The sequence below is a fragment of the Erythrobacter sp. genome (assembly GCF_038133525.1).
In the GTDB taxonomy this organism is placed as follows: domain Bacteria; phylum Pseudomonadota; class Alphaproteobacteria; order Sphingomonadales; family Sphingomonadaceae; genus Qipengyuania.
This window is the reverse complement of record NZ_JAYPTL010000014.1, coordinates 1-20,783: the sequence shown is the minus strand read 5'-3', so window position 1 is coordinate 20,783 and position 20,783 is coordinate 1. Positions and strand designations below refer to the sequence as shown.

16 protein-coding genes and 1 pseudogene are annotated in these 20,783 nt (G+C 61.8%); 4 read left to right on the top strand and 13 right to left on the bottom strand.

From position 1 onward, the window contains the following. Window positions 1–23: 23 nt before the first annotated feature. Together AAFM29_RS05345 and AAFM29_RS05340 are read left to right on the top strand one after the other, a co-directional pair. Window positions 24–1,664: an acetolactate synthase large subunit gene (locus tag AAFM29_RS05345; protein ID WP_038283533.1), complete on the top strand. Its 1,641-nt coding sequence runs from the start codon at window positions 24–26 to the stop codon at window positions 1,662–1,664. Then, a complete protein-coding gene (locus tag AAFM29_RS05340; RefSeq protein WP_341711762.1) occupies window positions 1,661–3,055 on the top strand; it encodes an aldehyde dehydrogenase family protein in 1,395 nt (464 codons plus the stop codon). Before AAFM29_RS05345 ends, AAFM29_RS05340 begins: the two co-directional genes overlap by 4 nt. 137 nt (window positions 3,056–3,192) lie before the next feature. Here the strand turns inward: AAFM29_RS05340 and AAFM29_RS05335 are convergent, their stop codons facing one another. Continuing rightward, on the bottom strand, window positions 3,193–3,591 hold the full coding sequence (locus tag AAFM29_RS05335; RefSeq protein WP_060703638.1) for a helix-turn-helix domain-containing protein: 399 nt from the start codon (window positions 3,589–3,591) through the stop codon (window positions 3,193–3,195). Window positions 3,592–3,666: 75 nt separating this feature from the next. On the opposite strand from AAFM29_RS05335, the gene AAFM29_RS05330 reads away from it, so the two are divergent. Both AAFM29_RS05330 and AAFM29_RS05325 read left to right on the top strand, forming a co-directional pair. Continuing rightward, window positions 3,667–4,284: a cation transporter gene (locus tag AAFM29_RS05330; RefSeq protein WP_010240550.1), complete on the top strand. Its 618-nt coding sequence runs from the start codon at window positions 3,667–3,669 to the stop codon at window positions 4,282–4,284. 96 nt (window positions 4,285–4,380) lie between these two features. Continuing rightward, a complete protein-coding gene (locus AAFM29_RS05325; RefSeq protein WP_341711761.1) occupies window positions 4,381–6,333 on the top strand; it encodes a cytochrome c/FTR1 family iron permease in 1,953 nt (650 codons plus the stop codon). Between the two features lie 17 nt (window positions 6,334–6,350). Here AAFM29_RS05325 and AAFM29_RS05320 read toward each other — a convergent pair whose 3' ends face one another. The 12 genes and pseudogenes from AAFM29_RS05320 to AAFM29_RS05265 all read right to left on the bottom strand — a co-directional run. After that, a complete protein-coding gene (locus AAFM29_RS05320) occupies window positions 6,351–6,827 on the bottom strand; it encodes a hypothetical protein (RefSeq protein WP_082834748.1) in 477 nt (158 codons plus the stop codon). Between the two features lie 44 nt (window positions 6,828–6,871). Continuing rightward, window positions 6,872–9,211 (bottom strand): heavy metal translocating P-type ATPase, encoded by a 2,340-nt coding sequence (locus tag AAFM29_RS05315; RefSeq protein ID WP_086491589.1) that lies wholly within the window; start codon window positions 9,209–9,211, stop codon window positions 6,872–6,874. A gap of 13 nt (window positions 9,212–9,224) precedes the next feature. Beyond that, window positions 9,225–10,766: a multicopper oxidase domain-containing protein gene (locus AAFM29_RS05310; RefSeq protein ID WP_341711760.1), complete on the bottom strand. Its 1,542-nt coding sequence runs from the start codon at window positions 10,764–10,766 to the stop codon at window positions 9,225–9,227. Window positions 10,767–10,824: 58 nt separating this feature from the next. Further along, window positions 10,825–11,211 carry a copper-binding protein gene (locus AAFM29_RS05305; protein WP_225082053.1) on the bottom strand — a complete coding sequence of 129 codons (387 nt, stop codon included), beginning with the start codon at window positions 11,209–11,211 and terminating at the stop codon, window positions 10,825–10,827. Continuing rightward, on the bottom strand, window positions 11,190–14,357 hold the full coding sequence (locus AAFM29_RS05300) for an efflux RND transporter permease subunit (protein ID WP_341711759.1): 3,168 nt from the start codon (window positions 14,355–14,357) through the stop codon (window positions 11,190–11,192). Before AAFM29_RS05300 ends, AAFM29_RS05305 begins: the two co-directional genes overlap by 22 nt. Further along, window positions 14,354–15,850: an efflux RND transporter periplasmic adaptor subunit gene (locus AAFM29_RS05295; RefSeq protein ID WP_341711788.1), complete on the bottom strand. Its 1,497-nt coding sequence runs from the start codon at window positions 15,848–15,850 to the stop codon at window positions 14,354–14,356. The genes AAFM29_RS05300 and AAFM29_RS05295 overlap by 4 nt, the downstream gene beginning before the upstream one ends. An 8-nt stretch (window positions 15,851–15,858) precedes the next feature. Beyond that, the gene (locus AAFM29_RS05290) at window positions 15,859–17,094 is read right to left on the bottom strand and encodes a TolC family protein (RefSeq protein WP_066558702.1); all 1,236 of its coding nucleotides are present in this window, start codon (window positions 17,092–17,094) and stop codon (window positions 15,859–15,861) included. Between the two features lie 115 nt (window positions 17,095–17,209). Beyond that, window positions 17,210–17,566, bottom strand: coding sequence for a hypothetical protein (locus tag AAFM29_RS05285; RefSeq protein ID WP_144400834.1), 357 nt, complete (start codon window positions 17,564–17,566; stop codon window positions 17,210–17,212). A 120-nt stretch (window positions 17,567–17,686) separates the two neighbouring features. After that, window positions 17,687–18,391: an NAD(P)H-binding protein gene (locus tag AAFM29_RS05280; protein ID WP_341711787.1), complete on the bottom strand. Its 705-nt coding sequence runs from the start codon at window positions 18,389–18,391 to the stop codon at window positions 17,687–17,689. A gap of 130 nt (window positions 18,392–18,521) precedes the next feature. Beyond that, window positions 18,522–18,602: pseudogene (locus AAFM29_RS05275) on the bottom strand (glutaredoxin); the annotation flags it as partial. A 130-nt stretch (window positions 18,603–18,732) separates the two neighbouring features. After that, window positions 18,733–20,085: an APC family permease gene (locus AAFM29_RS05270; protein WP_009823996.1), complete on the bottom strand. Its 1,353-nt coding sequence runs from the start codon at window positions 20,083–20,085 to the stop codon at window positions 18,733–18,735. A 286-nt stretch (window positions 20,086–20,371) separates the two neighbouring features. Continuing rightward, window positions 20,372–20,783: DUF411 domain-containing protein (locus AAFM29_RS05265; RefSeq protein WP_341711758.1), on the bottom strand; the 412-nt coding region annotated here is incomplete at its 5' end.

Sequence of the window (20,783 nt, the reverse complement as noted above, 5' to 3'; positions counted from 1 at the left end):
ACTCGTAAAATGAGGACCAAGGAATGAAAGCATCCGATCTCATGGTCGCCGCACTCGAAGCCGAGGGCGTCGAATATGTTTTCGCCGTTCCAGGCGAAGAAAACTTGGATCTTCTGGAATCGCTGCGAACTTCCGCCATCACGCTGGTTCTGGCCCGTCACGAACAGGGCGCTGGCTTCATGGCGGCGACCTATGGCCGCCTGACCGGCAAGGCAGGTGTGTGCCTGGCGACTCTCGGGCCTGGGGCGACGAACCTGACCACACCGGCGGCCTATGCCGCGCTCGGGGCCTTTCCGCTTGTCATCATTACCGGACAGAAGCCGATAAAGACATCGAAACAGGCCCAGTTCCAGATCGTCGATGTCGTTTCCCTGTTCACTCCGCTCTGCAAGGCTTCGACCCAGATTGTGAACGGCAACCGCATCCCCTCTCTCGTTCGCGAAGGTTTCCGCCTGGCGCAGGAAGAAAGACCCGGAGCCGTCCTCCTGGAACTGCCCGAAGATATCGCTGAAGAGGAAACGATCGAACCGGTCATACCGCCGCATGACAGGCGTTATGCGGTCGCCGGAGATGCTGCGCTCGACGAAGCGGCCGAGCGCATCATCGCGGCTGAGCGGCCATTGCTCCTGATCGGTGCCGGAGCGAACCGCCGCCGCGCTTCGAAAGCGTTGCGCAAATTCGTGTCTGATACCGGCTTTCCCTTCTTCGACACCCAGATGGGCAAGGGCGTGGTCGATGAAGATAGCGAGCTCTATCTGGGCACCGCGGCGCTATCGTCGGGCGATTATGTTCACTGCGCAATCGAAAAGGCCGATCTGATCGTCAATATCGGTCACGACGTGGTGGAGAAGCCGCCCTTCTTCATGGAGCCGGGCGGGCAGACCGTCATCCATATCAATTACAAGGCAGCCGAAGTCGATCAGGTCTACTTCCCGCAGCTCGAGGTCATCGGCGACATCGCCGGATCGGTCGAGCGGCTGGGAAACCGCCTGGATGGCAAGCTGCAGTGCGACCGCAGCTATTATACCGCCCTGCATCACGAGATTGCATCGCACATCTCCGAGACCAGCGACGACGAACGTTTTCCAATGGTCCCCCAGCGCGTGGTTGCCGACGTACGCAGCGTAATGGCGCGCGATGATATCGTTGCGCTCGACAACGGCATCTACAAGATCTGGTTCGCCAGAAACTACATCGCCCACGAGCCTGGCACCATCCTGCTCGACAATGCATTGGCGACGATGGGTGCTGGCCTTCCATCCGCCATGATGGCTGCGATGCTGGCGCCGGGGCGCAGAGTGCTCGCGGTATGCGGCGATGGCGGGTTCATGATGAACTCGCAGGAACTGGAAACGGCCGTCAGGCTTGGACTGAACCTTGTCGTTCTCGTTCTGAATGATGCAGCATACGGGATGATCCGCTGGAAGCAGGACCAGCTTGGCTTTCCGGACTACGGCCTGACCTTTTCCAATCCCGACTTCGTCACCTACGCAAAAAGCTATGGAGCGACCGGTCACCGGGTGGAGCGGAGCGCAGATCTTGTGGCGGTCCTGAACGCCGCATTCGAGGCGGGCGGCGTGCACCTTGTCGATCTGCCCGTCGACTACTCCGAAAACAAGAAGGTGCTGATCGACGAACTCGGCGCAAAGGTGTGCGAGCTATGAAGACGATCGTTCACAATCCGTTCGACCGCGAGCCGGTTGCAGAAGTGGCGCTTGTCGACTGGGCTCAAATCGATGAATGGCTGAGTGAAGCGCAGTTGCTCCACCGCGACCGCCGTGGCTGGCTTGCCGTGCACGAGCGTATTGCTATCCTCCGGCGGGCAGCGGATATCATGCGCGAACGAGCCGAGGATCTGGCTCTCCAGATCGTCAGGGAGGGCGGCAAACCCCTGGTCGATGCGCGCGTGGAAGCCGGTCGCGCGATCAACAGCGTCGACTTGTGCGTTCAGGCGCTCAGCGATGGCGGCGGTCACGAGATCCCGATGGACCTGACAGAAGCGGGTGCGGGAAGGACGGCATATACCTTCCGCGAGCCGATCGGTCCTGTCGTGGCGATCTCGGCATTCAATCACCCGCTCAACCTGATCGTCCATCAGGTTGGACCGGCGGTAGCAGCCGGGTGCCCCGTTCTCATCAAGCCTGCGCTGGAAACGCCTCTTTCATGCCAGAGCTTCGTGGGCATTCTCCATGAAGCCGGCCTGCCCGGGGCCTGGTGCCGGTTCGCTCCGTGCAGCAACAATGTCGCCGAAAGAATGGTAACCGATCCGCGCACGGCGTTCTTCTCATTCATCGGTTCTGCGAAAATCGGCTGGATGCTTCGCTCGAAGCTGGCGCCGGGAACCCGCATTGCTCTCGAGCACGGCGGTGCGGCGCCGGTAATCGTGGACAGCGGCGTGGAGCGCGCAGCAGTGATCGCCTCGTTGCTAAAAGGCGGGTTCTATCATTCGGGTCAGGTCTGCGTTTCCGTGCAGCGCGTATTCGTCCCTGCTGCAGAATTGAAAGACTTCGCCAATGACCTAGGGCGAGCTGCCGAAAAGCTGGTCGTGGGCGATCCCGCCGATGCTGGGACCCAATGCGGACCCCTGATCCGAACGGAGGAAGTTGACCGCGTCGAACGCTGGGTCGATGAAGCCATCGCAGCAGGAGGCACCCTGGTGTGCGGGGGAAGCCGTCTGAGTGACACTCTTTTCTCCCCGACCGTCATTGTTGATCCTCCGGAAAGCGCCAAGGTATCCCAGGAAGAAATCTTCGGCCCCGTGATCTGCGTGTATGGCTATGACGATATCGACCTGGCTATCGAGCAGGCCAATGCCCTGCCTTACGCCTTTCAGGCCGCTGTATTTACCGATCGGCTGTCAATCGCCAATCATTGCATCAGGTCTCTGACGGGATCGGCGGTGATGGTGAACGACCATACGGCATTCCGCGTGGACTGGATGCCTTTTGCAGGGCTGCGCCGCTCCGGGCTTGGCGTCGGCGGGATCGCCTACACGATGGAGGATATGAGCATTGAAAAAATGGCCGTCTGGAACTGGCCTGCGGCGGCATCATAGCCCGTTCGACAGACCCGGGATGGCGACACGGGCAGCTTCGCACTCGTCGGCCTTTCCCGAAGTTAAGTCTCTTATGGGCGGCCGACAAAAGCCGTGCATTGGCGAGCCTGACCGAACTGGCGCACGAGGCGCGGACATCAAGGCTCGGCGGTACCCGCAAGTGCATCGATGATGCGGCAATCGCCTACAGTGTCTTGCTCGCAGGCAGCGATCATACGCCCAAGTTCCGTCCGCAACGCCTCCAGGCTCGCGATCTTGCGCTCGACCTCGCCGAGATGGCTTCTGGCCAGAGCGTCAATGCCCGCGCAGGACCGGTCGGCATCATCGGAGAGATCGAGCAATTCCCTGATGCGTGCCATGGAGAAGCCGAGATCACGCGCGCGCCGTATGAAGTTAAGGCGCGCTTCCTCTGCTGGTCCATAATCGCGATAATTGGCCCGCGTGCGTGGAGGGGCAGCGAGGATACCCTCACGCTCGTAGAAGCGGATTGTTTCGGATTTGACGCCGGTTATCCGGGCAAGTTGACCAATTCTCATGACAAAGGCTCCTGCGGCTTGACCTTGTAGTTACTACAAGGTGCATAGGGCGGATCGACGCAAGGAGTCGAGTAAATGGGAAAGACCTGCTGCGGTCCCGATGAGGCCGGTGCAAACAACAACGATCCGACATGGCGGCGCATTCTGTGGATCGCACTGGGCCTTAATGCAATCATGTTCGGCGTGGAGATCGTGGCAGGCATTGCTGCGGATTCGCGCGCCTTGCAGGCCGACGCGCTCGACTTTCTCGGTGATGCGGCAAACTATGCTATCAGTCTCGGTGTAGCGGGGATGGCGCTCGTCTGGCGCGCGCGTGCGGCTCTCGTAAAGGCGGCGACCATGCTGGCTTTCGGCCTGTGGGTGCTCGGCTCGGCCATCTGGGGTTTCTTTGTCGGGGCGTCGCCCGACCCGGGAACGATGGGCGCCATCGGTTCTCTTGCTCTGGCGGTAAATCTCGCCGTCGCCGCGATGCTGTTCCGGTATCGCTCGGGCGATGCGAACATGCGCTCGGTGTGGATCTGTTCGCGCAACGACGCGATCGGTAATATCGCCGTGCTGGCGGCAGCGATTGGCGTTTTCGGCACCGGCCGTGCGTGGCCCGATCTGGTTGTGGCGAGCATCATGGCAGGACTGGCGGTGTGGGGAAGTGCCGAAGTCTCCAAACAGGCCCGTGGCGAACTGCGCTCTACCTAAACTCCAGAATATCCCCGCGATCGGGGGTTGGAGGAAATACATTTCCGTCTACACCCTGCTATTGCGAATTAATTGCAACAGATATAGAGACCCCTCATGCATCGCATCGTCTCCGCCACCGTCCATCCGGCACTGCGGCTCATTCTGCTGGCGCTTGCGCTGTGTCTGTCCGTCACCGCGAACGCGGAAGAACCCGACGTGCGAACCACCTGGCGTCTGCTCGATTATATCGCGGTCGACTACGCCTCCGCCGTTTCCGAGGGACGTGTTGCCGACGAATTCGAATATCGCGAAATGGTGGAGTTTTCCGATGTCGTGGCGCGGCAGATCGCTGCATTGCCGGATACTAAAGACAATCAAGCACTCATCCGCCGATCGGACCAGCTGCGAGCTCTGATCGCCAATAAGGAACCCGCCGAGCGAGTTGGGCGCTTAGCGCGCGCGCTGGCAGCCTCGTTGCTGACAGCCTACCCGGTTCCGCTTGCCCCTTCGCAAGCGCCCGACCTTGACCGCGCCCGCACTCTCTTCGCGCAGAACTGCGCCTCGTGTCACGGCGCCGCCGGAAGTGCGCCACCGGCCGCAATGCAGGCACTTGATCCCCCGCCGATCGACTTCACCGATATCGACCGGGCGCGGCAGCGCAGTGCGTTCGGGCTTTACCAGGTCATCACGCAAGGGCTGGAAGGAACGTCCATGGCCAGCTTCGCATCGCTGTCCGACGAGGATCGCTGGGCGCTTGCATTCCATGCCGGCAGCATTGCTTTTGAAGATGTGGCCAAGGGCGAGCGTATTTGGCGGGAAGATGATGGCATACGCCAGCTTGTCCCCGATCTCGAGACGCTCGCCGCGCTCACACCGGAAAGTCTGGCCGAGGAGATCGGAGAGGACCGTGCGCTCGCCGTCATGGCCTATCTTCGCGCCAATCCCGATGCGGTGGGACAGGCAAATGACGCAGGTTCGCTCGCCTTCGTTCGCGATACGCTCGATCGCAGCCTGTCAGCCGAGCGGGCTGGCGACCGTGAAGAAGCGCGGCAGCTTGCCCTGTCTGCCTATCTCGACGGGTTCGAACCCCTGGAGGCCCTCCTTGCAACGCGCGATGGCGGTTTGATGCGCGAGGTAGAACAGGCGCTCGGGCAATTTCGGGCCGGAATAGAGTCCGGTGCGGATCCATCCGAACTACAGCAACTAAGGGCTCGCATCGATAGTCTGCTGGCCAGAGCCGAGGGAGCGTTGGCTCCTGAGGCGGCCAGCGAAATCTCGACCTTTCTCGGGGCGTTCACCATCCTGCTGCGCGAGGGGATCGAAGCACTTCTGGTTGTGATCGCCATGATCGCCTTTGTGAAAAAGTCGCAGCGCTCCGAGGTATTGCCCTATATCCATGGTGGCTGGATCGCTGCTCTTTTCGCAGGTGTCGCCACTTGGGTCGTAGCAACCTACTTCGTGAGCATCAGCGGTGCGAGCCGCGAAATGACCGAAGGTATCGGCGCGCTGCTTGCGGCTGTCATTCTCGTATCGGTCGGCATCTGGATGCACGGCAAATCCCAGGCCGAGGAATGGCGGCGCTATATCCAGGAAAAAATGGGCAAGGCGCTTTCGCGCGGATCGGCATGGTTTCTCTTCGGGCTCGCCTTTGTCGTGGTCTACCGCGAAGCTTTCGAGACTATCCTGTTCTACGCTGCCCTGTGGAACCCGCAGAGCAGCGGCATCATACTGGCAGGTGCCTTGTCGGCAGTAGCGCTGCTGGCGCTCATTGCTTGGGCCATGCTGCGCTACAGCCGCAAACTGCCGATCACCCAGTTCTTCCGCTACAGTGCTATCCTGATTGCGATCCTTGCGGTCATTCTCGCGGGCAAGGGCGTGGGCGCTTTCCAGGAGGCCGGAGTTCTTTCCGCCACTTTCATCGCCGGCTTGCCGCGCCTCGCCGAACTCGGCTTCTTCCCGACTGTCGAGACGATCGGCGCGCAATTGCTCACGCTGCTCGCTCTGATTGCCGGATTTCGGATAAGTCGATCACCATCGGGACCGCAGCCGGCAGCTGTCGAGGGATAGGTGATCCCGGTTTGCGATCAGCGGGGTCCGGTGCCGAGACGGCGCGCGAGCCACAAGGAGGCTGTGGGAACCGCGACCCACATCGCGATCGGTATGAGACCGATTTTGGTTCCGGGCACAAGCGGCATGATTGCACTATAGGACCACCCCCAGTCGGCACCGACAGCCAGCACTTCGACCATGGCAGTAATGGCCAGGCCGATTCCCAGGAACACGACAAAACGCGAGATCGGCCAGTCTACGAGCCACGGCGTTTTACCACTGCCGACAGAGGCGCCGAGATAAGCGGCCACCATGATCCCGGCATCGCCGAACGAGGCCAGGCCGCAGCGACGTGCTGCCTCGGCAGGCGACAGACCTCCCGACTGGTAGAAAGGAAGCTGGAGCATCTCCCAGGCGAAAGCGATGAGAATTCCGAATATCGCGATCCAGAGGGCTGGATGAGCACCGCGCCATTCGCGCGATTCCTCAGAGATTTGGTCCTGATCCTGCATCGTCTGATTCGTCACTCCTGCGATCTCCGTCCCGTCCCCATCGCTCAGGTATCGAATTTGGGAAGAGCGAGGCCGCGCAGGCGCAGGGCGTTGCCGATCACCGATACCGAAGACAGGCTCATCGCTGCGGCCGCGATCATCGGGTTCAAAAGCAACCCGGTCCATGGATAGAGGACACCTGCAGCGACCGGAATTCCGAGCGCATTATAGGCAAAGGCAAAGAACAGGTTCTGCCTGATGTTGCGCATAGTGGCCCGAGACAGGACGAGCGCCTGAACAACGCCGACGAGGTCGCCGCGCACCAATGTCACGCCCGCGCTTTCGATCGCGACATCGGTACCCGTTCCCATCGCGATGCCGACATGCGAAGCGGCAAGCGCGGGTGCGTCGTTTATGCCGTCGCCGGCCATAGCGACCCGGCGACCCTCGCTCTTCAACTGCTCGATCTTGCGATGTTTGTCCTCGGGCGAGACATTCGCTTCGACTTCGTCGATACCGACCTGGCTTGCTACCGCACGCGCGGTGGCTTCGCTGTCGCCGGTAAGCATCACGATCTTGATGCCGCGCTCATGCAGCGCGGCAATAGCGGTGCGGCTGGTTTCCTTGATCGGATCGGCGACAGCGATAAGGCCTGCCGGTGCCCCGTCCACGGCCACGAACATCACCGTCTGTCCGAGGCTTCGGCCTTCGTCCGCCGTTGACCGCCAGCCTTCTTCGAGCGCCCCTATACGCTCCATCATCTTTTCATTCCCGATCGCGACCCTGCGCTTGTCGACATTTGCCTGGATGCCTTCGCCGGTCACGGACTCGATATCGGAAGCGTCGAGAATGGCAGCGCCCCTGTTTTGAGCCCCTTCCACGATCGCGTGGGCGAGCGGATGCTCGCTTCCTCTCTCAACGGCAGCGACAAGGCTCAGCAACTCCTGCTCGTCGAAATCTGACTGCGGTTTTACGTCGACAAGATCGGGCTTGCCCCGGGTCAGTGTGCCGGTCTTGTCGACAACCAGCGTATCGATCTTTTCCAGCGTTTCGAGCGCTTCGGCGTTCTTGATCAGGATGCCGTGCTGGGCTCCCTTGCCGGTGCCGGTCATGATCGACATTGGCGTCGCCAGTCCGAGCGCGCAGGGACAGGCGATGATCAGAACGGCGACCGCGTTGACGAGCGCGTAGGCAAGGGCCGGTGCCGGTCCCCAGATGGCCCAGACGACAAAACTCACAATAGCGACAAGGACGACGATGGGCACGAACCATCCGGTGACTTGGTCGGCGAGCCGCTGGATCGGTGCCCGGCTGCGCTGCGCCTCCGCCACCATCTGCACGATCTTCGAGAGCATGGTGTCCGCGCCGACCTGCGTCGCGCGCATGGTGAAGCTGCCGGTCTGGTTGACAGTGCCTCCGATCACGGGATCGCCAGCGCTTTTCTTGACGGGAATGGGCTCGCCGCTGATCATGGACTCGTCGATGGCGCTGCTTCCATCCTCGAGCGTGCCATCGACGGGGACCTTGTCGCCCGGACGCACGCGCAGCAGGTCCCCCGACGTCAATTCATCGAGCGGTACTTCGCGCTCATCGCCGCGACCGAAGATCTTCATCGCGGTCGGGGGCGCGAGTTCGAGAAGCGCTCGCAAGGCGCTCGATGTCGATCCGCGCGCCTTGAGCTCGAGCACCTGCCCGAGCAGCACGAGGGTCGTGATAACCGCTGCGGCCTCGTAATAGACGCCGACCCGGCCCGCATGATCGCGGAAAGCCTCGGGGAAGATGTCCGGGGCGAGGGTTGCCACAAGGCTGAACAGATAAGCGATGGCAACGCCGAAGCCGATCAGGGTGAACATGTTGAGGTTCATGGTTCGGACTGATTGCAGCGCGCGGGTGAAGAAGGGCCAGCCGCCCCAAAGCACCACCGGAGTGGCCAGCAGAAGCTGCAGCCACTGCGCGAAAGCGGGTTCGATGACCTGATCGAACGGTCGCGACGGGATCATGTCGCCCATCGCATAGGCGAAGAGCGGCAGGGTGAAGAGCGCGCTCCACCAGAACCTTCGCCGCATGTCGACGAGTTCGGGATCGGGGCCCTCGTTCAAGGTGACCGTTTCGGGTTCGAGGGCCATCCCGCATATCGGGCAGGAGCCCGGCCCCGGCTGCCGGATCTCCGGATGCATCGGACAGGTGTATATCGTACCTTCCGGGACATCCTCGACAGCATCGAGGTGCGCCTTCGAAAGATACATCTCCGGATCCGCGCGGAACTTGTCGAGGCAGCGCGAGGAGCAGAAGTAATGGTCGCCACCCTCGTGTCGATCGATGAAGCGGGCGCCGTCCATCTTCACGCTCATTCCGCAAACGGGGTCGGTCGCCGTACCCTCGATTGCATTGTGCCCATCGCTCATCTGTCGTTCTCCCCTAATTGGCCGTGACCACGAATTGCCCCATCATGCCTGCGTCCTCGTGCTCGAGGATATGACAGTGATACATGTAGGGATTGTCGGGATCGGTATTCTCTTCGAACCGCAACAGCAGCCTGACCTGTTCACGTGGCTTGACGATAACGGTGTCCTTGAAGCCCGCCTCTTCCGCCTGCGGAGGCCGGCCGTCCCGGTCGAGCAAGCGGAACTGCACATTATGAATATGAAAGGGATGGGCCATCATCGATGCGTTGGCGATTTCCCATATTTCCCACTGACCCACCGGTACGCGCTGATTGATGACATCCATGTCCATGGTCTCGCCGTTGATCGCCATGCCCCGACCCATCATGCCCATATCGAGTACGAAACGGCGGCTGCGAACGGCGAGCGAGGGGTCTGGCGCGGCTAGCGCGGCCAGGGTGGGCGGGAGCATCACTGGAGTCGATGATCCGGAGGGACGCATATCGAGGATCGAAAAGGTGCGGCCCTGCCTCTCGCGACCGGTCCGGTTTCCCATCATTCCGCCGTCCATCATACCCCCGCCTTCTCCGGCCATCATGCCCATGGCGTTATCAGGACTGCTGGCATTCAGGCGCAGCGGGCGCCCTTCGGAAAGGTCGACGATCACTTGTGCGCGTTCGCCTGGGGCAAGGGTAAGACTGCGAATCTCGCGGGGTGCGGCAAGCAGGCCGCCATCGCTTGCGATGAGTTGCATCGGACGATCACCTTCGAGCGAGAAGGTGTAGAACCGCGCATTCGATCCATTGAGAAGCCGCAGGCGCAGCGGACCGGCGGTGGCGTCGAAAACGGCATTGGCCGTTCCGTTCACATAGATGCGCTCACCTATCACCCCCATCATCCGCGAGTGCATGTTGAGCCGGTAAACGAGGCGGCCTGAGCTGTCGATCACGCGATCCTGCACGACGAGCGGGATATCATCTACACCGTACCGGCTCGGCAGATCGAGGCGATCCTCTTCCTCGTCGCGCACGTAGATCGGGGCAGCAAGTCCGGCATAGACCTGTGGTCCGGCCCGGCGATGCGTATGAGAATGATACCAGTATAGCGAAGCGCGCTGGCGTATTTCGAAGGACGGGCTCCAGCGTTCGCCGGGCCGCACGAGTTGGTGCGGTCCGCCATCCGCGGTGGCGGGAAGTTCGAAACCATGCCAGTGGACGGTCGCATCCTCGGCAAGCTTGTTGTCGATATGAAAGCGAACCTGTTCGCCGCGGCGCATTTCGAGGGTCGGACCGAGATAGGATGCGTCGATACCGATCGTCGGTGACGCCGTGCCGGGCACGAATTCTTTCTCGCCCGGTGTCAGGGACAGGCGAAAGACACGCTCGCCCCGTTCGATCGTTCCTGCTTGTAGCCGAGGTATGGCAAGAGGATTGCTTTCGCCTCCCTGATCGAGCGACATCCTGCTTTGCGTACCGCAACCCAGCAGCGGCAGCGCGGCGAAACCCGTCGCCGCGAGGCCGGCGCTCTTGATGAAGTCGCGGCGATCCTTAAAGTCGGGCCTGTCGATACCTGGCATATTCACCTGTTTTTGCGTGGGAGGCACCGGCGCAACCGGGCGCCTCCCACCCACCGTCCTATCGCGGCGTTACCGAGGTAACGACGCTGCCTTCGGTTCCAGTACGAAATTCAAAGGCTATTCCCTCACCGACACTGACCTGTTCGAGGATTTGCGCGTCGGCTTCGAAGGTCATGGTCATCGCGGGCCATCCGATACTTTCGACCGGACCATGCTCGATGGTCACCGTGCCCGCCTCGGAATCGATGGCTGTAACCGTTCCCTCCGCGCTGGCGCTCTGCTCGCCGCCGGTCTCCTCCGCCATCGGCATTTCGCCTGACATGGGCATACTGTCCGAGTTCGCCATGTCGTCTGACATCATGGTCTCTGAGCTGTCGTCTGCAGCGTCGCAGGCTGCAAGCGCCAGCGGTGCCGCGAGCAGGATCATGTAGGTTGGGGTACGCACTCTTCTTCTCCTTGAGGGTTGGCCGGTTTTTCCGGACGGGGGCGCCGCAACAACAGATAGGCGGCGGGAAGCAGGAACATGGACAGGAGCGGGGCGGTGATCATGCCGCCAACCATCGGCGCGGCGATGCGGCTCATGACTTCCGAGCCCGCGCCGGTGCCGATCAGGATCGGAAAGAGACCCGCAAGGATGACTGCGACGGTCATCGCCTTGGGCCGCACGCGCAGGAGCGCGCCTTCCCGGATGGCCTCGTCTACTTCTTCGGCGCTCAGATCACCGCGTCGCCGCTCCAGTGCGGCTTTCAGGTAAATCAGCATCACTACGCCGAATTCGGCGGAGACGCCGGCAAGCGCGATGAAACCGACCGCAGTCGCCACCGACTGGTTGTAGCCCATCAGATAGAGCAACCAGTATCCGCCCGTCAGCGCGAAGGGCAGCGTGCCCATGATCAGCAAGGCTTCGTCCCAGCGCCGGAAAATGAGATAGAGCAGCAGGAAGATGATCGCGAGCGTCGCGGGAACCACGATCTTCAGTCGCTCATAGGCGCGCGTCAGATATTCGAACTGGCCCGCATAGGACAGGCTGACGCCGGGAGGCAGATCGACGCCCGTGGCGACGGCCTCCTGCAGATCGGCGACCACCGAAGTAAGATCGCGGCCCCGGACGTCGACGTAGATGTAGCTGGTCAGTCGGCCCTGTTCGCTCTTGAGCATGGGCGGACCGTCGCTGACGGCGATACGGGCGACAGTGCCAAGCGTGATCTGTTGGCCGGACGGCGTCAGAACCGGCAAGGCCCTGAGTTCCTCGACGCTGTCCCTGATTTCGCGGGGATAGCGCACATTGATCGGATAGCGCGCCAGCCCCTCGACGGTCCGTGCGACATTGGCACCGCCAACTGCACCAGAGACGATCTGCTGGATGTCGGCAATGTTGAGCCCGTATCGCGCGGCCGCCATCCGGTCGATATCGACATCGACATAGCGACCGCCCGACAGCCGCTCGGCCAGCGCGGAACTCACGCCAGGCACGGTCTTGGCGATACGCTCCACATCGAGTGCAACGCGTTCGAGTTGATCGAGATCGTCGCCTGAAACCTTGACCCCGATCGGGCTCTTGATCCCGGTCGCGAGCATGTCGATCCGGTTGCGGATCGGCGGCACCCAGACATTGGCGAGGCCCGGCACCTGAACGACCCGGTCAAGTTCCTCGACCAGCAGATCGGGCGTCATTCCCTCGCGCCACTCCTCGCGCGGCTTGAAGTGGATCGTCGTTTCGAACATCGTCAGGGGAGCCGGATCCGTCGCTGTATCGGCGCGCCCCGCCTTGCCGAACACCGTTTCCACTTCCGGGACCGACTTGATCAGGCGATCGGTGCGCTGCAGCAGCGCCGAAGCCTCGCCGGGGGAAAGGCCGGGCAGCGCGCTCGGCATATAAAGCAAATCGCCTTCATCGAGCGGCGGGAGGAACTCGCCGCCAAGCCGGGTGAAGGGAATCGCGGTGGTCAGGAAGATCAGCGCCGCGATCACCAGCGTTGCCTTTGGGCGCCGCATGACCCAGTCGAGCCCCGGACGATAGATTTTCGTCAGCCAGCGGTTGAGAAAATTGGAATCCTCCGAAGGGATCTTCCCACGGATCAGCCATCCCATCATTACCGGCACCAGCGTTACCGACAGAATGGCCGCGGCCGCCATGGCATAGGTCTTGGTGAAAGCGAGCGGAGCGAACAACCGCCCTTCCTGCGCCTGCAGGGTGAAGACCGGTAGGAACGACAGCGTAATGATCAGCAGACTGAAGAACAACGCCGGTCCCACTTCCTTCGATGCATCGGCGATGATCCGCCAGCGTTCCTTCACCGCGAGCGCGGTATCGGGATTCTCGTGTTCCCATCGCTCGAGATGCTTGTGCGCGTTCTCAATCATGACGACGGCGGCATCGACCATCGCACCGACCGCGATGGCTATTCCACCCAGCGACATGATGTTGGCATTGACGCCCTGGATGCGCATCACGATGAAGGCCGCGAGCACGCCCAAAGGCAGGGTGACGATGGCGACAAGTGCCGAACGCGCGTGCCAGAGGAACAGCGCGCATACGAGCGCCACGACGATAAACTCTTCGATGAGCTTCGTGGTGAGGTTCTCTATAGACGCATCGATGAGCTGAGAGCGATCGTAGGTCGTGACGATCTCGACGCCTTCGGGAAGGCTTGCCTGCAAGTCGTCGAGTTTCTGTTCGACGGCCTGTATGGCGCTTCTTGCATCCGCACCCTGACGCAGAACGATGATGCCCCCGGCAACCTCGCCTTCGCCATTGAGCTCGGCGATGCCACGGCGCAGCTCGGGGCCTACCTGGATTGTCGCTACGTCGCCAAGCGTGACCGGAATTCCGCCGCTCGCAGTGCGTAGTGGAATCTGCCGAAAATCCTCGAGGTCGCCGAGATAGCCCGAGGCGCGGACCATATATTCGGCTTCGCCCATCTCGACGATCGAGCCGCCCGCTTCCTGGTTGGCGGCCTCGATTGCGCTCACGATCTCGGCGTGGGTCACGCCCAGCGATGCCATCCGGTAAGGCTCGAGCACGACCTGGTATTGCTTGACCATTCCGCCGACGCTCGCGACCTCGGCAATGCCGGGGATCGTCTTGAGCTCATAGCGCAGGAACCAGTCCTGCAGGCTGCGCAGTCCGGCAAGGTCGTGTCCGCCGGTCCTGTCGACCAGTGCATATTCGTAGATCCACCCCACCCCGGTTGCATCGGGTCCCAGCGTGCTCGTGACGCCATCGGGCAGGCGGTTCTGCACCTGGTTGAGATATTCGAGCACGCGCGATCGCGCCCAGTAGAGGTCGGTACCATCCTCGAAGATGATATAGACATAGCTGTCACCGAACATCGAATAGCCGCGGACGGTTTTCGCCCCCGGGACCGAGAGCATGGTCGTTGCCAGGGGATAGGTGACCTGGTCCTCGACGATCCGGGGGGCCTGCCCCGGATAGTTCGACCGGACCACGACCTGCACATCGGACAGATCGGGCAACGCGTCGACCGGCGTCGCGCGCACCGCCCAGAAACCGGCCAGCGTCACCGCGACGGCGGCGAGAACGATAAACAGGCGGTTGGCGATCGAGGCGTCGATGATGCGTGCGATCATTCTCCAGCCCTCCTAATAGTCTCGATTTGGGGGCCGGCTTCCTGCTGGGTGAAGGTGAAGCGCACCCTGTCGCCCGTTTCGAGGCCGCGCATTTGCGCCGCGCTCTTCGTGCGGAAGGTCATCGTCATCGCGGGCCAATCGAGCCGGGGCACGGGACCATGCCGCAGCGTCACCGAACCATTGGCGATCGACTGGATCGTGCCGGTGGCACCGAAGGTCGCTGGCTCGTCCTCGCCGCCGGTGGAAGCGTCATCTGCCTGATCTATCGGACGGACGTCCAGTCCGGTGAGGCTTGCTTCGGAATCAAGCAGGAACTGACCCGATGTCACGACCTGCTCGCCGGCGGAAAGTCCGGCCAGCACTTCGGTCCTTCCACCCGCTTCGCGGCCGATCCGAACCTCGGCGGGCATGAAACCGCCCTCGTCCTGCTTCACCATCACGATGGTTCGACGTCCGGTCCTGATAACGGCTTCGGACGGCACCAGCAGCGCGCGGCGTGTGTCCGGGGTCAGCGAGACCTGTGCGAACATGCCCGGCTTGAGGCGACCGGATGCATTGGGCAGTTGCGCACGAACGGTGATCGTACGGCTTGCATCCTCCACGCTCGGCAGGATAGCGACAATGGGTCCGGAGAAGCGTTCCTCGGGGAATGCGGTCAGCGTCGCGCTGACAGGTTGCCCGACGCGTACATTCGCCGCCTGCGTTTCAGGCACCGCGGCTTCGAGCCAGATCGGTGAGAAACCGGTTATCTCGGCGAGCGTCTGTCCGGCCATGACCGTCATCCCCGGTCGCACGCCGAGCGATGTGATGGCACCTCCAATCGGCGCGGTCACGGTGATCGTGGACTGCGGACGTCCACTGCGCCCTACCGATGAGATCAGGCCTGGAGGCATGCCCAAAAGGCGCATGCGTTCGCGCATGGCCTGCGCAAGTTCTTCATCACCGCTGTTCAGGACGGCCAGATACTCCTGCTGCGCTCCGCCCCATTCGGGAACCAGGATATCCGCGAGCGGCGCGCCCCGTCCAACGACATCGTCGGGCGCGCGGCCGTAGGTTCTTTGTACATAGCCTCCGGCACGTGGCTGGACGATCGCGACGTCGCGTTCGTTGTAGGCCAGAACGCCTGTGACGGTTATTTCCGGCTCGAGGACGCCGTACTCGGCTTCAGTGGTGCGGATGCCGAAATTCTGCACCAGGCCGGGATCTATCCTGACGCCTGCAGTGGCCTCCTCGCCCGCGCACTTGGGCACCAGCTGCATATCCATGAAGGGCGAATTGCCCGGCTCGTCGAAGTGCTGCCCCGGCACCATCGGGTCGTACCAGTAAAGGACCTCCTCGCATTCGGTCGCACTGCCGCCCGCGTCGCTTGCACCACCCTGGCCTTCGCCGAGCTGCGAGAGACCATAGCCGGCGGCAAGACTGATGAGCGCGACCGTGCCTGCCATCATCCAAGATTTCTGGCGCGGCGACAGCCTGTCCCACGCGGCTCCCATTGCGGCTCTCATCGGCCATACTCCCCATAGGTCAGTCGCAGGTTCGCGGCGGCTTCGACGGTCGCTTCCTCGCGTTGCAGAATGTCCACCCGCAGCACGGCGAGCGTTTTGATGGCGTCGATGACGTCGAGCAGTTCCGCGCGGCCCGCGGCAAAGCTCGCGCGCTCGAGGTCCACGCGGCTTTCGGCAAGGGGAAGCAATTCGTCGGTCGCGCGCTGCCATTGTCGATAAGCGCTGCGCCATGCCGCGAGATCGGTTTCGAACCGGGCTTCGAGTTCACGCAGCCGATCGGCTCTGGCCGACTGTGCCGCAGCCGCTTCGGCTTCGGCGGCGGCTATACGCGGGTTTTGGCGCCGGTCCGCGAAAATCGGGAGCGTGATCGAACCCATCACCGAGATTGCATCGCCAAAATCGGGATCGCGCCGTCCATAGCTCACATTGACGCCGAAATCCGGACGCCTTTCCGATCGGGCAAGATCGCTTCTCGCTTCCGCTTGACGAACCTGCGCAAGCGCCACGACAAGCTCCGGATTGCTTTGGAGCATGGCCCGCAAACCTTCGGGATCGAGATCGGCCGAAGGGATGGTTCCGGTCGCGGTAGCGTTCGGCAGAGCCGTATAGCGCGACAGCATGGCCTGAGCGGCCTCTCGGTCGGCTTCGATCCTGGTCCGCATGTCTGCGACTTCGAGCACGGCACGGCGTACTTCCAGACTTTCGGCGGGCCTGGCCGAACCGGCGGCGACAGAACTGCGCGCGAGTGGTACGAGCCCCTCGATTTCAGCAAGTGCATCGTCGGCGACGGTCAGAGCCCGTTGGGCATAAGCCAACGAAATCCATGCCATTCCTGCTCCGAGGCGCACCCTGTAACGGGTTTGACGCAACTGTGCTGCGGCAAGATCGATGTCGGCGTCCGCTATTCCAAACCGGGCCCGACGTTTCGCGAGATTGGGGATCTCCTGTTCGATGCCGACTTGGATCTGCGTTGGGAGCTGGCGATTCAGCTCGAATGCAGCCGGCCCGCTTAGCGGCAGGTTCTGGATGCCCGCGCGTAGGCGCGGGTCTGGCAGTTCATCGGCAGCGTCGGCGATCTCGCGCCGGGCGTCCAGTCGCAGCTCGCTTGTTCGAACCTGCGGCTGGTCGCTCGTTGCTGCTCGTAAAGCTTCCTCATAGCCCACCGACTGGGCATTACTCGCCGGCGCAAGGGCCAGCAGGACCGGAAGCGCGGTCCAGCTTATTCGTTTCATGATCGTTCATCCGCAAAAGGAGCGCGTCAGGCACGCGTTCCGGATCACCGGCCCGCGTCGAGCGCAGGCCGTTCATCCAGAGGCAGGAGCGCGCAGGCTTAAGCCTGCACGCGGGTCATGCCGGAAATTGCGGAGGTGGCGGTTCTGGCCCCAGCCTTGGGGCGGCGAGCGAATTGGAGATCAAACCGCTGAATTGAGCAGCCTGCGCCGGTAAGTCTTCGGAAAGGGTCGCATCAGCGCCGGGAGCGAGCGGCGCAATGCACCCGAGCGCCACCAGACAATCCAGCCGAAGGTTCTTGCAAGGTGCGCTGCCGTCATCTTCCGTGGAAGTCGCGCCCGCCATCGTTTCCATCTCTGCGCAGGCCGGATCGCCTGCGTCGACGACCTGAGGAAGAGCAGAAGCATGCGCGGCCGACTGGACGAATAGCCCGCAGGCGATCAATAACAGTCCTAGGGTACGCAAGGCTCGCATCACACTCACCTAGAGCTTTGCCGCTTTTAAGACAAGGTCATGCAGCCTGCGGAGAGTCTCAAAATTATCGTGACCCCTCCCGATTGTCGCCGTACGTGTCTCGAACATGCCGCCTCCTCCTCAGTCGATTCCCAGTTCGGCTTTCAGCGCTGTCATGCTTTCGAAGCGGTCTTCTTCTGGGCGGGCTATTGCGGGCTTGGCGTTGACCCAGGTGTTCTCGCAGACGAATTCGAGCATCGCTGCCGCAAGATCCGCGTGCCGGCAGCGAAAGCAACCTTCGGCAAGGCGCTCGTCGGAAATGACGGCTTCACCGGTATAGGGTTCGTCCAGGAGCCAGCCCGGTCGCGCAGCCGTCCATTCCAGGCCTTTCGCGCGCTCCAGAAGATCTTCCATTGCGCGCATCTGTGCGAGAATTTTGTGCAAGGCTGGTCTTGCTGTGAGCTCGAACCATGCAGGAACGCTGGGCTGCGCCTCTACGAACGCTGCCGATATCACGACGATCCGGGAAATGCCGGTTGCCGACATCGCTTCCACCAGCCTGCGGGTTCCCTCCGTGTAAAGCGGAGGCGGATCGATCGCCGTCGATGGACTAAACCCTATAACGAGTGCGGAAATAACAGCACGGCAACCTTCGAGCTCGCTGCTGAAGTCGTCATTGAGTACATCGCATTGGAAGTACTCGACGTTATCGACCCGGTCCGATGGTTCGGGCAAGGTGTGCTCGAACGCTCGAACCGCGATGCCCTTGCGAACCGCATGGCGCAGTATTTCCGTACCGGTCTTTCCTCCGGCACCGAAGACCGCAATGGGTGCTGCATCGGTCACAGGCTCAGCTGCCACTGTCGTACCTCATTATGAATCTGGCCGCGCGTGCCGGGCCCGTCGTGATCATGGAGCGGGCGCCGACGCACGCTGGCGCCCGCTCGCTCGTGTTCACGCCTCGCTGTTGCCGCAGGTCGTCCACCTCGAAACCTTCGCGTTTGAGCAAATCGACCGTTTTCAATCCATACGGACAAACGTGGTCCGGCATGACCATTCGGTAAACGGTGGCAGTTTTAGTCGTCACGATATGCTCCGTCTTGAATTTCTTTTGATCCGCGAACTTGGCGCCTCGATCCTCGTTGGCTTTTGGTCGCTGCCTTTGCGCTCGTGTTCTACTAACGGGGTCACCGCCTCTCTTCCGCCGGTCTTTCTGAAGCGGAGTCCATCGCTTGCGAACGCCTGGACAAATAGAACCATTCGGCGATGAAAACGGCGGCAATGCCTGCGACCGCATAGGCGACGACCGCAGGGTCGGTTTTGAGCTTGGCGAAGGCAAAAGCTGTCAGGACTACGCTGTCCGCCACGAGTGCCGACCATAGCACCCAGGCACGCGCACCGATCTCTTCCCGCAAACCGCGCAGCACGCCCCAATGCACAAGCATGTCCATTACGAGATAGAAAAATGCTCCGAGCGAAGCGATCCGCGACAGATCGAACAGGACCGCGAGCGTGCCGGCAATCACTACGGTATAGACCAGCATGTGACTGCGGATCGGTCCGCTCATGCCGAAATGGCTATGCGGGATCATCTTCATCTCGGTCAGCATCGTCAGCATTCGCGAAACGGCGAAAACACTGGCGATGACACCCGAGGTCGTGGCTGCGATCGCGATTGCGACTGTGAAATAGAAGCCAAGCTCTCCGAGCGCGGGGCGCGCAGCTGCCGCAAGAGAGTAATCGCGCGCCTCGGCTATTTCTGAAGTGCTGAGGCTGGCGCCGACCGCCACCGCGACGAGAAGGTAGACGACCACGCATACTGCGATCGAAATGATAATGGTTCTGCCGACATTCCGATGCGGATCGATGATTTCGCCGCCGCTGTTGGTGATGGTGGTGAAACCCTTGAAAGCGAGGATCGAGAAAGCGACCGAAGCGAGCAACGCGTCGAGGCCCGAAAGCGCGACCGGCTCTGCGAAGGCACCGCCTGAAAATCCGGTGGCCCAGATCGCCGCAATTGCGAACAGGGCGATGCCGCCGATCTTGATTGCCGACATAATGAGCGAAAACCCGCTGACCGATTTGTTGCCGGCAGCATTCACGAAATAGGCGAAAACGATGAGGGCCAGTGCCGCGACGGAGACCAGAATGCCGCTGCTTTCGAGCCCAAAGGGCCGCAAGGCATAGGTCGCGAAGGTCCGAGCGACCAGGCTTTCGTTGATGACCATCGACAGCGCCATCAGGAGCGATGCCGATGCTGCAACGACGCCCGGTCCGTAAGCCTTCTGAAGGATCATCGCGATGCCGCCAGAGGAGGGCCAGCGGTTCGACATCTTGATGTAGCTGTAGGCGGCAAGCGAGGTAACCAGCGCGCCGACTATGAAAGAAAGCGGAAATAACGGTCCAGCCAGTTCGGCAATCTGGCCGGTCAGTGCGAAGATACCTGCGCCAATCATGACGCCGGTCCCCATCGCGACACCGCCCAGCAACGTTATCGAGCCCGCATTCTCGCTATGTTGATCGTCGCCATCTGTCTGCAAGTCTTTCCCCTGTCTATGTCATCCCGTCCGAGAAGCATCACGACAAGCAGTACGTTGGGCAGAGGTTCACCCCTTAAAAAGATCCAGCATTTCTGACCGAGCTTTTGACTATCGCATTTCTCCTATTTCGTGCGTGCTGCAATCATACAAATTGGAAGGGTCCGGGACTGTGGGGGCAGCCAGCCCGGACCCGGCGAGAAGTTCGACAGGCTTCTGTGTCGCTTCCCGCAATTAGTCCTCATCGCCTGCAACCTTTCATGCCGACGCATGGAGTGGCTTCACCCCCTTACGGAAAGGACGCGAAGACGCTCTGTCCGGTTGGGCCAAAGGCGATGACGTCGTAAGGCTGGATCCGGTTTCCGGCCTCCATGCCGGGCGATCCCAGAGGCATTCCCGGAACCGCGAGGCCGGCAACGCCGGCGGGCCGTTCGCGCAAAAGCTTGGCGACGGCTTCTGCAGGCACGTGACCTTCGATGATGTATCCATCGACCTCCATCGTATGGCATGACCATAACTCTTGGGGTACGCCCCGCGCGGTCTTGATCGCCGCCATGTCGTTGCTGTCGACCGATGCCACCTTCGTGTTCATCCCGTCTTCGACATGGCCTGCCCAGTTGGTACAGCACCCACATCCTGGATCCCGGAACATCGTATAGGTCGCTGCCTGAGCCACGTTCGAACAGGCTGCCAGCACGAGC

Bases quoted from the DNA above. Each gene is read 5' to 3' on its own strand.
- AAFM29_RS05300 (WP_341711759.1), bottom strand. From the start codon at position 14,357: ATGATCGCACGCATCATCGACGCCTCGATCGCCAACCGCCTGTTTATC.
- AAFM29_RS05325 (WP_341711761.1), top strand. From the start codon at position 4,381: ATGCATCGCATCGTCTCCGCCACCGTCCATCCGGCACTGCGGCTCATT.
- AAFM29_RS05345 (WP_038283533.1), top strand. From the start codon at position 24: ATGAAAGCATCCGATCTCATGGTCGCCGCACTCGAAGCCGAGGGCGTC.
- AAFM29_RS05315 (WP_086491589.1), bottom strand. From the start codon at position 9,211: ATGAGCGATGGGCACAATGCAATCGAGGGTACGGCGACCGACCCCGTT.
- AAFM29_RS05335 (WP_060703638.1), bottom strand. From the start codon at position 3,591: ATGAGAATTGGTCAACTTGCCCGGATAACCGGCGTCAAATCCGAAACA.
- AAFM29_RS05330 (WP_010240550.1), top strand. From the start codon at position 3,667: ATGGGAAAGACCTGCTGCGGTCCCGATGAGGCCGGTGCAAACAACAAC.
- AAFM29_RS05310 (WP_341711760.1), bottom strand. From the start codon at position 10,766: ATGCCAGGTATCGACAGGCCCGACTTTAAGGATCGCCGCGACTTCATC.
- AAFM29_RS05295 (WP_341711788.1), bottom strand. From the start codon at position 15,850: ATGGGAGCCGCGTGGGACAGGCTGTCGCCGCGCCAGAAATCTTGGATG.
- AAFM29_RS05290 (WP_066558702.1), bottom strand. From the start codon at position 17,094: ATGAAACGAATAAGCTGGACCGCGCTTCCGGTCCTGCTGGCCCTTGCG.
- AAFM29_RS05320 (WP_082834748.1), bottom strand. From the start codon at position 6,827: ATGCAGGATCAGGACCAAATCTCTGAGGAATCGCGCGAATGGCGCGGT.
- AAFM29_RS05340 (WP_341711762.1), top strand. From the start codon at position 1,661: ATGAAGACGATCGTTCACAATCCGTTCGACCGCGAGCCGGTTGCAGAA.
- AAFM29_RS05285 (WP_144400834.1), bottom strand. From the start codon at position 17,566: ATGCGAGCCTTGCGTACCCTAGGACTGTTATTGATCGCCTGCGGGCTA.